This is a genomic window from Providencia alcalifaciens (assembly GCF_020271745.1).
In the GTDB taxonomy this organism is placed as follows: domain Bacteria; phylum Pseudomonadota; class Gammaproteobacteria; order Enterobacterales; family Enterobacteriaceae; genus Providencia; species Providencia alcalifaciens_B.
The window spans coordinates 2,067,947-2,084,370 of the sequence record NZ_CP084296.1 but is presented as its reverse complement, the minus strand read 5'-3'; the positions used below and the strand labels follow the sequence as shown (position 1 = coordinate 2,084,370).

Genomic DNA, 16,424 nt, shown 5'->3' with positions numbered 1-16,424 from the left:
CTTTACATCCATGAATCGACCAGTATCAGCATCTCGCTTTACCCAATGTCCACTTGGCGTCTGAGTCTGAGATCTACCTTTAACGGCACCGTTTCTGTGTCCGTCACCTGATGGGGGATTTGTAGCCATAAAGCCTCCTATTCTGCTTAACTTAATCACATTTATCAGATATTAATAAAAAAGATCCAAAGGATCTGATCAAATAATAAACTTCAATTCTGATTAACGCAAGCAGATTAACCAGAAAACCAAAAAAACTACACAATTGATCGGTAGACAAACTCCAGTCCACCTGACTCTGCCACTTCTTTTTGACCTAACACAAGACCTGTAGCATGAAGCTTCTTTAATCGACCACTGGCATTCTGTGCTGAAATGTCAAAGTGCTTAGATACATGTGACGAAGTCACTGTCTTTTTTGCAATAACAAAATCTAGAAGCTCTTTGACAGTCGCACTAAGTTTCACACCGAGCACTTCGTAACCGCTATCACTCTTGACTAGAAGAGGTTGATCCTTGGCTGTAGCGCCATAAGACCAATTGTCCAGAAGGTCACGACTCGGTACATTAGAAAGGTAAAAACCTTTTTCTCCTTTCAATGCTTTAGCCAACGAGATTACACTTTCACGAGGAAATGAAGCATCAGTGAATCGAATCCCTTCCAAGCTAATAGCAAAAATATCGCATGATGGGTGACCATCAACGATCTTTTTAATCTTCACATAGGCTTCACTACCTTCATCGTTACCAAAGGCATGGTCAGAACCTACGACTTCTGAAAGAAGAATTTTATGAGTTAACTGTTTCATCTGCTTAAGTTGACACTATTTATCAGAAATTGTCAACATAGAAGTCAAAACAGATATGGGTTCCTGTGATAGGGACCAACCCTCTATCTTCAGAAACATTGATGAGTTGACCCTTCGCATATTCCAAAGCCAATGAGAAAGTTAGCTGCCTAATAACAATGATAACTTTCTCTTTGCTAGCGTGCTCTCGACTACTCTTAAAGCCTAGCCCCCGGCCTTTACCAAAGCGACTAACCTCACCAGATGTAAATGCTTTTTGAACGAGCGCAATGTCATTCTCAACAGTTTCCGCTGAAAACTGTGCGTACAACTTCGGATGTTCACTTTGTAACGTTGTTCTCAAGGTAGCGGCAATACCTAAACCAGAGTCGGATATGACTGTTTGAATATGCTTTGGTTTATTATATGGTCGATACACTTGCAGACCTGCTAGTCCAGGTATTTTGGATTCACTGTGATCAGTAACGTTGCCTACAAGCTCTGAAAAAACAGTCTTAGCCGCTAAGAAATAGCTAGCTGAAGAATGCTCTACAAACCTGTCGCCCAAACGAATTACAAGCTCCTTGTTTTGGGTTGGCTGTGCAATTTCTCCTAGTTCGACCAAGGTATCGCTATTATCCCGATAAGTTTTAGCAGCTGACAAAACGGGCCTTTCAGGAAGACAAGTGACACTTTGATTAAGATAATCAAAGAAGCCATTTCTGCTGAAAAAACTGTGAGTATTAGGACATGCTGTAGTATCCATCACCACATCCTTACCATACGCAGTAAGCTGATTCGCGAGAGCAAGAAAACGGGCCAATGCTATCAGCAAAAACTTACAATCGATGCCGAATCTAAATGTTATCTTGTTTGCATCTTTTTGATACGCAAGCTTACCGATAGCACTCTCAAAGGCTTTCTCATCAATCCAACCTGTACCGAAATCAATTTCCACATGCTGAGCCCGTATCAAGCACCATTCATGATTTGAGTTTTTCACAAACGTATCCTGGTTTTTGTGAAGAAACGAGTTCACTTGGGACTTATCCAGTCCCAGCTCCTTGGCAATTTGACGTCCTTTCAGGCCTGGTGACCCATCTAATAACTCTGAGACTGCCTTCAGCAAACCATCACTCCTTTCTACCTACCTACATACCTACCATTCGTTGCATACTTTGCGTCCACGACGCTTTAAATGCTGAATCTCCTGCGAACAACTTGTAGAGCTCAAGTTCGTCTTTACGGCGTTGCAGCATAATTTCCTTGAGCATTTTTTCGAAAGCCAAATCTCGATTATGAGGATCTGGGTTGTTTTTGTATTTAGATTCAAAATCTGGGTGATTGCGGATACTCTCAGCGATGTTCACAAACTTAACTTTTTGCTCTTCAGGTGTGGCACTCCAGCCTTGGAACCATCGTTCATTAAATGTGCGAATGATTTCATCCAGCGGGTCAGTTTCTTTTTCACCGCCATGCGCCCCACGTGGGTTCGGATTTTGAGGATCAAGCTCCGCTTCTTGGTCACTAAGTTTAATGCTGTGGTTAAGCTTCACACGTTGCAAACCGTATGAACTCAGATCGACAGAATCGAGAAGCTCATCAATAGCATCTGCATCGGGATCTTCCACTTTCAATTTCGGTATTAAAAACTTCAGGAACCAAAACAGTTTTTCCCAGCTGACCATTTCATAAGGCATGATAGAAGCCATCTGCCCATAGATTTTCACGAACTGCTTGGCTTTAATCTTAAAGTCCACTTTAGCTTCAGCTTCAAGCTCCAGCTCATGGTCAAACCGAGCTGCTGCAACATCAATGATTGGGCTGAGTGTCTGAGCGTCTTCATTCTTGAAATAGCGCGTCACAAAGTCTTCAACCTCATACCACTCGTACACACCGACATCGTCCATTTCATCTTTCAACTCGTGCAGCACGTTTATATCTGTAGCCTGCGACAATGACGTTGCTGTGTAGAAAGGATCGAATGCTGACTGAATATCTTCAACCGAGTTGAAAAAATCTAAAACAAACAGGTCTTCAGTTTTTTTACCCCATTTAGGCGCACTTCGATTGAGACGAGACAATGTCTGTACACATAAGACACTGGCGAGCTTCTTGTCCACATACATGGCGCAAAGCTTAGGCTGGTCAAACCCAGTCAGATACTTGTTAGCAACCACTAAAAGTCGATACTCATCGGTATCAAACATATCTTTGGTATCTGACTCGGCAAAACCATTAATATCTGCTTCGGTATATTCAATACCGTCAACTTCTTTGGTTCCTGAGAAAGCAATGGCAACTTTAAACGGGTTTCCTTGCTCCTCAAGTGTCCGCTTAATCGCTTTGTAGTATCGAATGGCCGTCTCAATATTTTGAGTGACCACCATTCCCTTACCTTTACCTTTGAGCTTTTTCGCATTCACGACATGTGGAACAAAATGCTCCAGCATAATCTCTGCCTTGGTATCAATTGTTTGCTGGCTTCGCTCTACATAAGCTCTGAGTTTTTTCTGTGCCTTTTTGGTATCAAACTCAGGGTTATCAGCGATTGATTTCTCAATCTCATAATAACTTTTGTACGTCGTATAATTTGCCAGGACATCCAAGATGAAGCCTTCTTCAATGGCTTGTTTCATCGAATACAAGTGAAACGGCTTGAAAGAGCCATCTTCTTGGCGTTGACCAAATTTCTCTAAAGTGCTGTTTTTTGGTGTCGCTGTAAATGCCAGGTACGACGCATTCCCGCGCATCTTGCGCGATTTCATCGCCTGAAGGATTTTATCCTGGGCATCTTCGGCCTCTTCGACTTCAGACTTGCCCATCGCTCGGTTCATATTGTCATGCGCCGAACCAGACTGTGAGCTGTGTGCTTCATCGATGATCACCGCAAAGCGCTTGTCACTGAGATCGGCGATACCATCAATAATGAACGGAAATTTCTGAATCGTCGTTATGATGATCTTTTTGCCATTCTCCAGCGCCTGCTTAAGCTCAGAAGACTTGTTCGCCGGGGCAATAATGTTCTTTACTTCAGAAAACTCTTTAATGTTATCCCGCAGCTGCTTGTCCAATAAGCGTCTATCGGTAACCACAATTACAGAGTCAAATAACGGCTGCTCCAGGCTTTTTCCACCGGCTACATCAGACGAAGCAGGATAGGTTTCAATTAACTGATAAGCAGCCCAGGTAATCGAATTAGACTTACCTGACCCGGCAGAGTGTTGAATTAAGTAAGTCTGACCGACACCGTGCTGGGCGGCATGGTCTACCAATTTTCTCACCACATCCAATTGGTGGTATCGAGGAAAGAATAAGGTTCGCTTTGGTAATGGATCTTTGCTTGATCCATCCAGACGCACAAAATGCTGAATAATATTCGCCAAGCTTTCTTTAGTGAATACTTTTTGCCATAGGTATGCCGTTTTATGGCCAGTTGGGTTAGGTGGATTACCCTGTCCAAGATTGTGTCCTTTATTGAACGGCAAGAAGAAGGTACTGCCACCTGATAACTTAGTGGTCATATACACTTCGTCGGTATCGACCGCCATATGCACTAGGCAGCGGCCAAAGGTCAGCAAGGCTTGCGTTGCATCTCGATCATCTCGATACTGCTTTTGGCCGTGATAACGTGCTGTTTGCCCCGTCCATGCGTTCTTCAACTCCAGCGTTATCAATGGTATTCCGTTGATAAACAATACCATGTCGATTTCTTGTAGGGGATTTGCCATGGAATAGCGCACTTGGCGAGTACAACTAAACACGTTGTCTGCAAAGTTTTGCTTTACCTTTTCACTGCTGCTTGCCAAAGGGGCTGGATAGAGCAAATTGAAGTGAGCATCGTCTACGCTTAGCCCTTTCTTAAGTAAATGAAGAATGCCATGCTTCTTAATCAGTCGGTCAAATCGTTCGAGTAACTTACGCTGCCAATCTGAGGGGTTGTTCTTTTGCAGTTTGGCCAACTCTACTTCTTGTGTCTTTTGCAGAAATTGCCAGAAAAAACGTTCATCAATGGCATATTGCATATTAAAGTCACTAGCAGCACCAATGAAGTATCCAGCACCCAGTGACTGCTGACTCAGCCCCTCTTTGAGCTCTTCAGTACTGATCCCAGCCAGACATTTCTCAATGGCCGACTCTAATGCTTGTTCATTGGTTTGACTGACCATAATTGTAAATTCCCTTAATCAAAATTCTTCTGTTTCATTGCCTCAGCCGCTTTTTGCAGCGGTCCTTTTAAGGCTTTTTCTAACTTTGTCATCTGCTCTAAGTGCCACGCAACCGCTTGGGGCCAAGTCTCTTTGTTAAACCCATCAGCTTTGGTCGAAAACTGAATACGGCAAGATTTCTTCTCATCCAGTCTCATCCACTCAAGTTCTGCACCAAAAGTATGCTCAATGTCTTGTTTGGACTGACTCAAAAAATCAAAAAGGTATTTATTCTCTTCGGTAACCCCACGGCTGATCCAAAGCTCTACTCGAAGCTCTTTTTGCAGAAATATCAGGTTATACGGACATCCACTTAGCCCTGAGCCTGCTGATAACCAATGATCTTTGCTTGGGCTAATATTGTTATAGAGTTGGCAAGCGCTTTTCTGAAACGCCTCTAAGGCACGCTCCCAGTACTCGCGACGCACGGTATGGCGGTTTTTTAGTACCACTTCGGTGGTTTTTTCTTCCGCTTCCTTAGCATTAATACCGATCATCAACTCTTTCGCTTCTGGCGTTGGGATGATCTGGTCAATATTAATCAGTAGCTGTTCACCCAGTGAATAAGGAGTGATTTTGAAGCAGGCAATGCTAATGCCTTGACCCAATAACCATAGCGCTGTGCTGGTCACTTCCTTGCGAAAGTTTGCCGCAACCAACATAATGCGCTGGCTGTTACCCAGGTTGAGTTTTAACTCATCGAGATCGGGCGCATCCAAAAACTCACATATTCTCGCCGATGCACTTGCAGGGGTATTTAACAGGTCAACCTCTCCTGCTACAGGCTCATAGCGGTCTAAGTACTGCTGGTAAATTTCAACTATTTGCGCTTTGGTTAAACTTGCACAGTACGAGGCATATTTAAGCGCCTGCCACACCACATCTCGGCCACTGTCGTCCAGCTTGTTTTCAATAATGACCAAGTTGCCATCTTTATCCAGTGCCAGTAAATCTAGGCGTTCACGGGTATCATCAAAGCCATCAAACTCCTTTTGAATAATCAGTAGCTCTTCACCCAGTGCGGAAGGCTCGTGTGCCAACCATTCCTGAAGATGCTTGCGCTCTGTAAAGCCCAACTCACTGAACTTCTTTGTCCTAACAGGACTGATTCTGTTGGTTTGATGATTTACCGTGAACATAATCGCGTCCTATTGCTCAATCATTTCTGGGGTGATTTTTATTTTCCCTGTCACGGCGCTGTTGATCAGGGAGGTTTTGTATTCTTTGAGCTTTTCGATTTGTGCAAATAGCAACTCAATGCCTTCATCAGAAGACTTCATAAAAGCGCTGACGTAGTTAGCTATTTCTTTTTGCTCTTCAATGGGCGGAATAAACAAGTCAACCTTTGAAAAGTTGTCAAAATTTAGGTCTTGACCATCTCTAATGAAACTTGCTGTCTGCTGCAAAGCTGCGATGTAAGAGGGTAGCTTTAATAAATACCCATAGAAAGAAGGATCAATTTCATCTAATGCTCTCAGGACTACATAGGAGGACCGGATACATCCTTGCGACCAGGCACGCTCTAAGCCGCCTTGGAAACTTCTCATGCTGATTACAAAGTCGTCCTTTTCGACGTGCTTTCTTTTATCTAAATGAAACTGAATTTTGACAACGCGTTTACCCGTTAACTCTTCATACTGGTCTTGCGGTATAACACCATAAGCTTGAGTTGCAGAAAGCTGTACGTCATCTTTCCAAGCCCGCTCTTTTCTTTGAGTAAATACAAACTTGCTACGACGGACTTCCCAATGCGCTGGAACCTTACCAATCCAATCCACACCGGAGTCTTTCATTGGCACATTGGGGTCAAGCCCTTGGGTCACCGCCTGTTGGATGATGATCTGCTTACGCTCTTTGAGCAGGCTAATTTGCTGTTCTTTGATAGCTATAGCTTCGTCTACTTGTGCTGTTTTCTTTTCGAGGTAGTTGGCAATAAGGGATTGTTCTTCTAGAGGTGGAAATACCAGCAAGCTATTCGCAATATGGTTAAAACTAATTGTTTGTCGTACCCCTGAACCCAATAGCTTCATGTAAGCAACATCGTATCTGTGCAAAAGATATTTGAAATACTGCTTTTGCAGTTCTTCCTTTTCTTTAATGACGATATATCCTGCACTAACAACCACATCGATTTCTGAAAGAGCAATTCTCAAACTGATCAAGTCGTAATTAAGATTTAACGGATTTATTAAAAACTCACCAGATAATACCTCCTGATAAGAGGCTTTAGTGCTCAGTAATATCTTTTCATCATCTTTTGTAACAACTTTTCCAAAACTAATAGCACCGCTATTCAAGCTCATATTTGGCCGATGCTTCTTTTCATAAAAGAGATGCTTTAACTTTCTAATATCCCAGTGTTCCGGTACATCACCAATCCAGCCCTCGGTAGAGTCCTTGTAAGTTTGATATTTAGGCATTTCAGCAATATTTATCATAACTGCTTACCCCTGAACCTTTTCTACTGCGACGCCCAATATCTGCGCAATAAGACCTTCGGCTTTTTGTTCTAGGTTGATAATATCGGTTGCGACCTCCTCTAAACTACGCAGCGGTTTATGACGGTAGAAATACTTATTGAAGCTGATTTCATAGCCAATTTTTACCGTATCTAGGTTTATCCATGCTTCATCAACATGAGGCTTCACTTCGTCTAGGAAGTACTGGTAAATGCTTTGCTTCAGTGGGACAGATTCTGTGTCACGCAGGTCTGAGTTGGTCTCGTAAGTAATGAACTCGCCTTTTTTGCCGCCTTCTGTTGTAGGAACGGGGTAATAACCAAAATCTGGCAGGTCAGCGACTTCACACTCATAGCGCTCCAGCAGGTCGTTTAATTTATCACCCGTTAATTTAACGATCTTTTTCACCACTTTCTTGGCGGTTTCGTCATACCAGCTCACCGCGTTCAGGATGGCATTTTTCTCAGGTGCTGAAAGCTTAATAGCATGGGCTTTTAGCGATTTATCAACTTGGGTTTTAAAACTATTGAAGTCATCAAATTCAATGCTACCGATGTCAGCCATCAGCGTTTCTGCCGTTTCAAGCAATGCTTTAAGCGCCAGCCAATGTTTCACATCGAGCAGTTTTGCTTTAGCTTTGGCATTGAGACTGATGTCGTTATCTTCACACCAAGAAAGAATGTCTTTCTCAATGGATTTCAAGAAGCTCTTTTTCTTTTCAGTACCATAGCCAGTTTTTTCGTAAACACGTTCGCCGTGCTCTGCGTACACGTACTCCATCACTTCACTAAGCTGCTTATCAAAACGCAGTGGGGCTATTGCGTCTTGAGTGAACTTGGCTCTTCGGCGGTCTGGGCGCTCGATAGTGACTTTGTAATAGCCAAAGTCGTCATTGCTAAACACTTTGCTGGCTATGCCAACAGGATCATTGTTTGCATCAAGTGCTCTTTCAACGCCCACACACGCGAGGTAAGTATCGGTAATTTCCGTGATGTGCGCAGGCGCAAATTCGCAGTTTTTGTTACCTAAGTTCTTACGCAACTTACGGTATAGCAAGCTGGCATCAATCAGTTGCACCTTACCTTTACGTGCCTCGGGTTTATTGTTGTTCAACACCCAAATGTAAGTGGTAATGCCGGTGTTATAGAACAGGTTATTAGGTAACTGAACGATGGCATCTAGCATGTCGTTTTCAATGATGAAGCGACGAATGTTACTTTCACCACCGCCCGCATCACCGGTAAAGAGCGATGAGCCATTATGAACAGAAGCAATCCGGCTGCCTAATGGGCTTACGCTTGGATCTTTCATCTTGTTGACCATTTCCATTAAGAAGAGCAGCTGGCCATCACTTGAACGTGGCGTGGCATCCACCACTTCGAGATTTCCCCAATAGTCTTTCAGGCTAACCTTAAAACGCGGGTCAATCACATCACTGCCGTCTTTAATGTGCTTCTGTTCAGACGCCCAACTCTTACCATATGGCGGGTTAGACAACATAAAGTCAAAGCGTGAAGCCGCGAACTCATCGGTAGACAAGGTTGAGCCTACTTTGATGTTCTCAGGGTTGTTGCCTTTGATCATCATGTCCGATTTACAAATCGCGTAGGTCTCGTCGTTGATCTCTTTGCCGTAAAGGTAAACATCACGGCTGTCGTTAGGGTATTTCTCTTCAATGAAGTTTTGAGATTCAGTCAACATACCACCACTACCACACGCAGGATCATATACTGTCATGGTAAGCGGCAACTGGTCTTTCACAGGGTCAAACACCAGGTGCGTCATCAGTTCAATAACTTCACGTGGCGTAAAGTGTTCGCCTGCTTCTTCATTGTTTTCTTCGTTGAACTTGCGGATCAACTCTTCGAACACATAACCCATACCCAGGTTAGTAAGGGCTGGCATCTTGTTGCCATCCGGGTCTTCGACCGTTTCATGAGTTAAATTGATGTAAGGGGAAACAAACTTTTCGACGACATCAAGAAGGACTTGCTTTGAGGCCATGTGACGAATTTGCGATTTAAGGTTAAAGCATTCAATGATCTCTTTAACATTATCGCTAAAGCCAAGCAGGTACTCTTCAAAGTTGGCGAGTAATATCTGTTGGTTATTTGTTGCGGTGTTGAATAGGGATTTCAGCGTCCATTTAGATGTATTGTAAAAGACATAGCCACTGGCCGCCTTCAATGGTTCATCATCAAGCTCCGTGGCTTGCATCTCTTCTTTTTGGAACTTTACCTCTTCAAGCACCGCTTCTTTGGTGGGTTCAAGTAACGTATCTAAACGTCGTAATACCACCATAGGTAAAATCACATCACGGTACTTACCGCGAACGTACACATCCCGTAAACAGTCGTCGGCAATATTCCAAATAAATGAGATGAGCTTGTTATGTACACTATGATCCATTTTCTTTTCCTGTTCAGTGTTGGTTGCACCCCACTAGGTTGCTGCAACGGCTTCACTATAAATTTAAAATTCTGTTCTTTATGTAACGTCTCAATGGTCGCTACATCGTTCGATTAACTTGTTCTACCCGGCGCAATACTTAAGTTTGTGACACCATAAAGAGCCTGGCTGTTACGCAACCAAAGCTGATACTCAAAGCCCATTAATGAGTGTTCCGTAGAACAATCCACATGCCATTGGCGTAGCAAATAGCCAGCGGTTGCTGCTCTAATCTCAACCTTTAGAACGCCACCCGTCATGCCATAGTCCAGCTCTATCGCTTCGCTGTGCTCAATACGTGGGTGTGGCACTAACTCAAGCTCTACAAATCGGTTCCATTGCCGGTCTTGGGTTTCGAGCTCCGTTTCAGACAAAGTGGAATCTTCAAGCACAACCGCAGCTTTAATGCGGGTCAATACAAAGTCACGGAACTCACCATGCTTGCGGTCAAAACCACGAACATGCCAACGCAGGCCATTGTCCACCAGCGTATGCGGTACAATTTCACGCGTTGTTTCACCGCTCGATAACGACACATAGGTGATACTCAAGGCTTTGCCTTTGTGGATGGCCTCGGTGACTTTCGCTACTATCGATAAACTCGGCTTGTTAAGGTGATAAGGCGCTTCACAAGCCAGAGGTGGTTTTACCTTTCCAGTGAAGCCATCGCCGTAGCCTTGGCTAATGGTTGCCAGAGTTCTCACAACGTCGTAGTCGAACAGGGGTTCAAATGCTTCACCACGCTTGTGCAACTTGAGCTTTTGATCATACTCAATGTTGCCAGGCGCAAGCTCTCGGTACATTGTGAAGTCTTTCGTTGCTTGTGCGGCGGCTATGCTGAAGCGATCGACTAAATCCGCCCGTACCGCTTCTCCCTTAAACAATAAGGTGAAATCGATATGGGCAATGCGATCCCTGGTTGCTTGTGGCAACTGCGCTATCTGCGAAAGCCTATCTGGCTTCGCCACTACCGTTTGTTTTAGACCATCATTTGTCATGCGTCTTGTTTATCCAATTCAACCAGATTCTTAAAACTCTGTTTATAAAGTACGGACCGACATCGCGTAATCACATTGAAAAGCATCACTCAATGCTGCTCTTCATCCGCAATGACTAATCAATCTCTACCGGTTGAAGCTGGACAGATGGCCATAAAACACTGAATAGGCTTCAACCTAATTAATTTTATTAGGTATCATCCTATCACAAATTATTTTGTAGGGAAGAGTAAGCGGCAACTTTTTGATCTGGAATGCAATTGCCGCTCAGGTATGGGCGTGAAGACATTGTTTCATGCCATTGCTGATAGCCGCTATCAATGCGCTACCCGAACCAATGGCACCACGATGTTGCCACGATGAGATACCCCTTTGTCCGACTCTGTAGACATCTGGGCTCGTTGCTCACTTTCCCGAATGCGCCTAGCAACTTCCGCCTGGGATGGTAGCAATGGCAACATCCCTTCAGCAATCGCGTCTGGAGCAGACTCTTGACCACAGGACATCAAGTGCTTCCATGGATCTTTAATAAAGCGCTCAAACGTGATGCCAAATTCAATGATGCGGGCAGAGACGAAGATTTCGCCCCAGTATTCAATGTAGGTGTCTTGGTACATGGAAAGATTCCTCTTGTTGGTTATATACCCTGCCTACTTGCAGCCGCAGCGGTGTTACCTGCATTCGCTCACCCCAATCACATAGAAGATCTATGCTCATGGGCATTCGCTCACTTGCCGCCTAGCTGCAACACCAAGTAGTTTGGGTATAACGTAAGTTCACTTTCCATTTTCCAGAGGTTTTCAAATATGCAAGGCTTACCTTGTAGAGAGCTACAAAGCTTTAAATCGATTGCGGGCATCTTTGTAGTCATAGTGGGCATGTTCTGAGCCACGATGATACAAATCATCCAGGTAAGTTTGTTCCTGCGGCAACTCGTCTTCGCTGATTTCGCGCCACCAATGTTTGTTAGCACCTTTAACACCGTCATGCCAGCGGTAACCACGCTCTTTTAAATAGTCCTTTACGTCAAACGGCGCACCAAACGCACGAACTAACACAGTTCGCCTGTCTGCTTCAGACAACAAGTTTGCAACGGACTCGGGCAACAAATGAAACAACCAGGCCATCGCCAAACAATCGGTTGCAGCTCGGTGTCCTTCATAAAACCAACCTAAGCGAAGCAGCAGGTACTCAAGCTTTCGACTTTCAAAACCCAGCGCCTTCCAATCTATGCCACTGGCTGAACAGGCCCAAGATAGATGTCCTAATGCAGCAAACCGCTTTTCAAAGAAAGGACGATCAAACTGTGCATTGTGTGCAACCACCAGCGGATCATCGGATAACCAACTCGCTACCAGTGAATCATCAATGCGCTGGCCTTGCACCATCTCATCGGTGATACCGGTTAACTCGGTAATCAGTTCGGGGATTGGCTTGCCGGGATCATCATACAGGCTGATCACATCAACAATAGACACAATCCGCTTAGCCGACGGGCTGTAAAGCACCTTAACCAAACCAAGCTCAATAATGGACTCGTCATCGGCAGACAGTCCGGTTGTCTCAGTATCGAGCAGCACCATTGGCTGTTCATCACCGACCATGGGAGATAGTTCAAGTGGCCAGGACTGCGGCTCACGCGTTAATGGAATACGCTCCAGCAATCTAAAATCTTCTGGCCTTTCTGGGATATCCGCGAGGCGCTCTAGCGGAAATGGCGCAGGGGCTCTTGTCATTGATGGTTCCTCTTCAATTCTATTGTTCGCTTTGGGTTATTTCACTGTGCCACAGGTTGTACAAAATGCACCTTGGATACCTCAGCGTTTTTTTAATCTTTCTAATAGGTGAACCCATGTATGAAGGCTTTGGCTAAGCCTTTCAGAAAGCCTTAGCTAAACCATTTAGGTAACCCTTACCGATACCCTTTACTTATGGCTTAGCCAACCCCTTTTCAAACGGTTGCAAAAGGCTTGAACTGAGTTCGACTGAGCATTTTAAAGATGCTCCTGACTTCGCTTTAAGCCAGTAAATTCAATACGAAGCAGAATTTTACTAACTGTTTTGAAACTCTTTGCAAAGGGTTCAACAAGCCTTGCCTGACGGTTACTTGACCCATGCGTTAACCAGTAGCAGTAACAGGATCAGTAACAGAAACAAGAGCAGTAGGCAGAAGCAGTATTGTCCAAGCCTTGCAGGCTTTGACGAGGGCGAGCGATCCCCCACATCTAGTTTTTCATCACAAAAAATAAATCACCGACAACACAGCGTCTTACTCGAACAACTACAGTTTTACCTACAATTTTACTTGTAGAAATCAGCATAGCATTAGATACTGTATAAACAAACAGTATCAATTGTGATTTTTCGAGGTTCGTCATGAGTGTCTCGCTGATAGGCCGTAGCGGCGCACTTGCCTTCATCAAAGCCAAGCGCCTTCGTATTCCATTGTTCATGGAACGTGTTTCTGCTGGTTTTCCCTCACCAGCGCAGGATTATGTTGAGCAAACGCTCGACCTTAACGAGCTTTGCATCAAACGACCGGCTGCAACGTTCTTTGTGCGTGTTGAAGGTGATTCTATGATTGATGCTGGGATTCACCCAGATGATATTCTGGTGGTTGATCGCTCTGTCCAAGCAGAACACGGTGACATTGTCATCGCTGGTATCCATGGTGAACTCACGGTAAAGGAGCTTCAGCTAAGGCCGTGCGTCATGCTGCTCCCAAGAAACCAGGTGTATGAGCCCATTCATATTCCTGAAGGGACAGAGTTAGAGATATTTGGTGTGGTCACCAATGTGGTGCGAAACATGCGCCGCAAGTCGTGAGTATCCCATGCCTGTATTTGCCTTGGTGGACTGCAACAATTTTTACGCCAGTTGTGAGAAGCTGTTTCGTCCTGATTTAAAAGATACGCCGGTTGTGGTGCTGTCTAACAATGACGGCTGCGTGGTTGCACGCTCACGTGAAGCTAAGTTACTCGGTATAAAAATGGGCGTACCCGTCTTTCAGATCAAAGCTGAAATGCAGCGCCATGGCATTTTGGCATTCTCGTCCAATTACGCGCTGTACGCAGATTTGAGCAGTCGAGTGATGCGCACTTTAGAAGAGATGGCACCACGAGTAGAGGTTTACTCCATTGACGAAGCGTTTTTGGATTTAACCGGTATTGAGTCGGCCATATCCCTTGTCGAGTTCGGACAAAAAGTGCGAGAGCGCATAGGCCACTGGATTGGGATCACCGTTTGTGTAGGCATTGCACCGACTAAAACACTCGCCAAGCTGGCTAACCATGCCGCCAAGAAATATCCCGCCACTCAGGGCGTTGTAGACCTGACCAACCCAGATCGGCAACGTCGATTGCTCGATTTAGTCCCGGTTGATGATGTTTGGGGCGTTGGTAAACGGCTTTCTAAGCGTTTAAATGCGTTGGGTATCACCACAGCCTTAGACCTAGCCAATGCCTCTCCTAGAGCCATCAGAGACCAGTTTTCCTGAGGTATCCCCAGAAATTCTGTAGTTAAAATAAAATGTTAGTTGATTGGGGAACATTCATGGCGGTTCCTGATCTGATCATTCGCCAAAACTCCCACACCGCGGATGCTCACCATGAATGTAAAAGCTATGCTCGCTGATTTCCTCACCTTTGTCACGCCAAAATCAATGCATAAAGCCCGATTTTCGGTTTTGCTAGATGCGGTAACCGCCCTGGCAAAGGATGCGTGTTGCACCGTTACTGCGATTGGCCGGGCGATGCCTGGCTCTTCAGATAAGGTCAGTATCAAACGGGCAGATCGTCTACTCAATAATCCTAACCTGCAACGAGAGCTGCCATTGATTTATGCTGCGCTGACGGCTTCTATTGTTGGCCATAAAACTAAGCCGATGATTTTGGTTGACTGGAGCAATGCCGATACTGCCAAGCGACACTTTACCCTGCGTGCCAGCATTGCCGCTGACGGTAGAGCGTTGACTCTGCTACAGAAGATTGCCGCCGCAGAAGATTATACCTGCCCACACCTACACGGGGCGTTTTTAAAGCAGCTTAAAGCCATGCTACCCAAGGACTGTAAGCCCGTAATTGTCACTGACGCGGGGTTTAAAGTTCCATGGCTGAAACAAGTGCGTAAGCTGGGATGGCATTATGTAGCTAGAGTTCGAGGCAATGTGAAGCTTAAATTGGCAGAGCAGGACAAGTTTATCAGTGTTAATCAGCTTTATCGGCAAGCGAAGAAGGATCCAAAAAGTGTAGGAAAAATCATGCTTGCCCAAACACAACACTATGAAACGCAGGCCGTCCTGGTTGGCAAAGGTTATAAGCTATTGAAACGCGATAAAAATAAGACGTATAAGGAACCATGGTTGTTGGTGTCATCCTTAGCTGACTGCCATGGGTATGCGGATAAAATTGCTAAGTGCTACAGTAGCCGAATGCAAATTGAAGAAAGCTTCCGTGATCAGAAAAGTCACCGCTATGGCCTGGGTAGCGATTTGCATGGTACCAAGAAGAAATCTCGCTTAGAGATACTGCTACTACTGGCCGCATTGGTTAATTGGTTTCATTACCTGCTAGGTAGCGCAGCGGAGAAAGCGGGTTTGCACCTGCGTTATCAAGCTAACACCGTTAAAAATAGGCGGGTATTGGCCCTGAATTTCCTTGGGATATTACTTTGCAAAGAACCCAAACAGCGAATACGCAGGCAATATTATCAGCAGGGACTTAAACAAATACTACAGTGGGTGGTTCAGTGGGACTGGGCAGTAATCAAACAGGCTGATAGCTGATTGTATGAATGGAAATTTTGTGGGGATCCCTCAGGTTAATCATGTTAATTATGCCTTATTGGATTTATGCGGTTATAGTTTTGCGCCTAGGTATGCTCAGTTCACCAGTGTGATCAATGACCTATTTAACGTAACTGAAAGCGACGACGGAAACACGCATCTGGCGCTGAAAAAGCCGATAAAAATGAATGTGATTGAAGAAGGCTGGCAGGATATTCAGCGTATTGTGTTATCCCTTCAAGAAAAACGCACAACACAGGCATTGCTAGTACGCAAATTATCTGGTTATCCATCTAGACACCCTATATTACAAGCATTAACGGAATATAATAGGCTCATCAAAGCCCAATATTTACTTGATTATATTGATGATGCAAGTCTGCGCCAATATGTTCAACGAGCACTGAACCGAGGCGAAGCCTGGCATTTCCTCAGGCGAGCTATTGCATCGGTCAATCGTGACCAGTTCCGTGGAAAAAACGAATCAGAAATAGTCGTCTGGAACGAGTGTGCCCGTTTGACGGCAAATGCTATTATCTACTTTAACTCGATGATCCTAAGTCATCTATTACTGCACTTTGAAGAAGTTGGTGACGAGGAAAAAGCAGCAATAACTCGACAAGTATCACCCGTTGCATGGCAGAACATTAATCTGAGCGGCACTTATCAGTTCGCTAGTAACCGCAAACTACCTGATTTACAGGAAATAACTAGGCCTATTGTTGAAAATGAAGTCTAAA

Annotated in this window: 11 protein-coding genes and 2 pseudogenes; 4 read left to right on the top strand and 9 right to left on the bottom strand. The window is 44.6% G+C overall.

Annotation, left to right across the window (positions count from 1 at the left end; all coding sequences use genetic code 11):
* Positions 1–257: 257 nt before the first annotated feature.
* The 9 genes from LDO51_RS09490 to LDO51_RS09450 form a co-directional block, all read right to left on the bottom strand.
* Positions 258–809, bottom strand: a complete 552-nt coding sequence (locus tag LDO51_RS09490) for a MarR family transcriptional regulator (RefSeq protein WP_000811851.1) — start codon at positions 807–809, stop codon at positions 258–260.
* A 22-nt stretch (positions 810–831) separates the two neighbouring features.
* Positions 832–1,917 (bottom strand): ATP-binding protein, encoded by a 1,086-nt coding sequence (locus tag LDO51_RS09485; RefSeq protein ID WP_181489229.1) that lies wholly within the window; start codon positions 1,915–1,917, stop codon positions 832–834.
* A 22-nt stretch (positions 1,918–1,939) separates the two neighbouring features.
* A complete protein-coding gene (locus LDO51_RS09480; RefSeq protein ID WP_181489227.1) occupies positions 1,940–4,957 on the bottom strand; it encodes a type I restriction endonuclease subunit R in 3,018 nt (1,005 codons plus the stop codon).
* 14 nt (positions 4,958–4,971) lie between these two features.
* Positions 4,972–6,135 carry a DUF4268 domain-containing protein gene (locus LDO51_RS09475; protein ID WP_181489225.1) on the bottom strand — a complete coding sequence of 388 codons (1,164 nt, stop codon included), beginning with the start codon at positions 6,133–6,135 and terminating at the stop codon, positions 4,972–4,974.
* A 9-nt stretch (positions 6,136–6,144) separates the two neighbouring features.
* On the bottom strand, positions 6,145–7,434 hold the full coding sequence (locus LDO51_RS09470; protein ID WP_011788460.1) for a restriction endonuclease subunit S: 1,290 nt from the start codon (positions 7,432–7,434) through the stop codon (positions 6,145–6,147).
* Between the two features lie 6 nt (positions 7,435–7,440).
* Complete coding sequence (locus LDO51_RS09465) at positions 7,441–9,864, bottom strand: type I restriction-modification system subunit M (RefSeq protein WP_181489223.1); 2,424 nt, start codon at positions 9,862–9,864, stop codon at positions 7,441–7,443.
* 113 nt (positions 9,865–9,977) lie between these two features.
* On the bottom strand, positions 9,978–10,901 hold the full coding sequence (locus tag LDO51_RS09460; protein ID WP_181489221.1) for a WYL domain-containing protein: 924 nt from the start codon (positions 10,899–10,901) through the stop codon (positions 9,978–9,980).
* Between the two features lie 317 nt (positions 10,902–11,218).
* On the bottom strand, positions 11,219–11,518 hold the full coding sequence (locus tag LDO51_RS09455; RefSeq protein WP_074989776.1) for a hypothetical protein: 300 nt from the start codon (positions 11,516–11,518) through the stop codon (positions 11,219–11,221).
* A 213-nt stretch (positions 11,519–11,731) separates the two neighbouring features.
* Positions 11,732–12,637: a 3'-5' exonuclease gene (locus LDO51_RS09450; RefSeq protein WP_225577193.1), complete on the bottom strand. Its 906-nt coding sequence runs from the start codon at positions 12,635–12,637 to the stop codon at positions 11,732–11,734.
* Between the two features lie 640 nt (positions 12,638–13,277).
* Here LDO51_RS09450 and umuD point away from each other — a divergent pair.
* The 4 genes and pseudogenes from umuD to LDO51_RS09430 all read left to right on the top strand — a co-directional run.
* Positions 13,278–13,727: a translesion error-prone DNA polymerase V autoproteolytic subunit gene (gene umuD / locus LDO51_RS09445; protein WP_031500429.1), complete on the top strand. Its 450-nt coding sequence runs from the start codon at positions 13,278–13,280 to the stop codon at positions 13,725–13,727.
* 7 nt (positions 13,728–13,734) lie between these two features.
* Positions 13,735–14,394 (top strand): annotated as a pseudogene (locus LDO51_RS09440) (Y-family DNA polymerase); the annotation flags it as partial.
* Between the two features lie 105 nt (positions 14,395–14,499).
* Complete coding sequence (locus LDO51_RS09435; RefSeq protein WP_225577192.1) at positions 14,500–15,684, top strand: IS4-like element ISEc29 family transposase; 1,185 nt, start codon at positions 14,500–14,502, stop codon at positions 15,682–15,684.
* Between the two features lie 34 nt (positions 15,685–15,718).
* Positions 15,719–16,423: pseudogene (locus LDO51_RS09430) on the top strand (Tn3 family transposase); the annotation flags it as partial.
* Position 16,424 lies beyond the last annotated feature (1 nt).

Excerpts from the sequence above, each read along its gene's own strand:
- umuD (WP_031500429.1), top strand. The coding sequence starts at position 13,278 with ATGAGTGTCTCGCTGATAGGCCGTAGCGGCGCACTTGCCTTCATCAAA.
- LDO51_RS09465 (WP_181489223.1), bottom strand. The coding sequence starts at position 9,864 with ATGGATCATAGTGTACATAACAAGCTCATCTCATTTATTTGGAATATT.
- LDO51_RS09475 (WP_181489225.1), bottom strand. The coding sequence starts at position 6,135 with ATGTTCACGGTAAATCATCAAACCAACAGAATCAGTCCTGTTAGGACA.
- LDO51_RS09490 (WP_000811851.1), bottom strand. The coding sequence starts at position 809 with ATGAAACAGTTAACTCATAAAATTCTTCTTTCAGAAGTCGTAGGTTCT.
- LDO51_RS09450 (WP_225577193.1), bottom strand. The coding sequence starts at position 12,637 with ATGACAAGAGCCCCTGCGCCATTTCCGCTAGAGCGCCTCGCGGATATC.
- LDO51_RS09480 (WP_181489227.1), bottom strand. The coding sequence starts at position 4,957 with ATGGTCAGTCAAACCAATGAACAAGCATTAGAGTCGGCCATTGAGAAA.
- LDO51_RS09455 (WP_074989776.1), bottom strand. The coding sequence starts at position 11,518 with ATGTACCAAGACACCTACATTGAATACTGGGGCGAAATCTTCGTCTCT.
- LDO51_RS09460 (WP_181489221.1), bottom strand. The coding sequence starts at position 10,901 with ATGACAAATGATGGTCTAAAACAAACGGTAGTGGCGAAGCCAGATAGG.
- LDO51_RS09435 (WP_225577192.1), top strand. The coding sequence starts at position 14,500 with ATGCTCACCATGAATGTAAAAGCTATGCTCGCTGATTTCCTCACCTTT.
- LDO51_RS09470 (WP_011788460.1), bottom strand. The coding sequence starts at position 7,434 with ATGATAAATATTGCTGAAATGCCTAAATATCAAACTTACAAGGACTCT.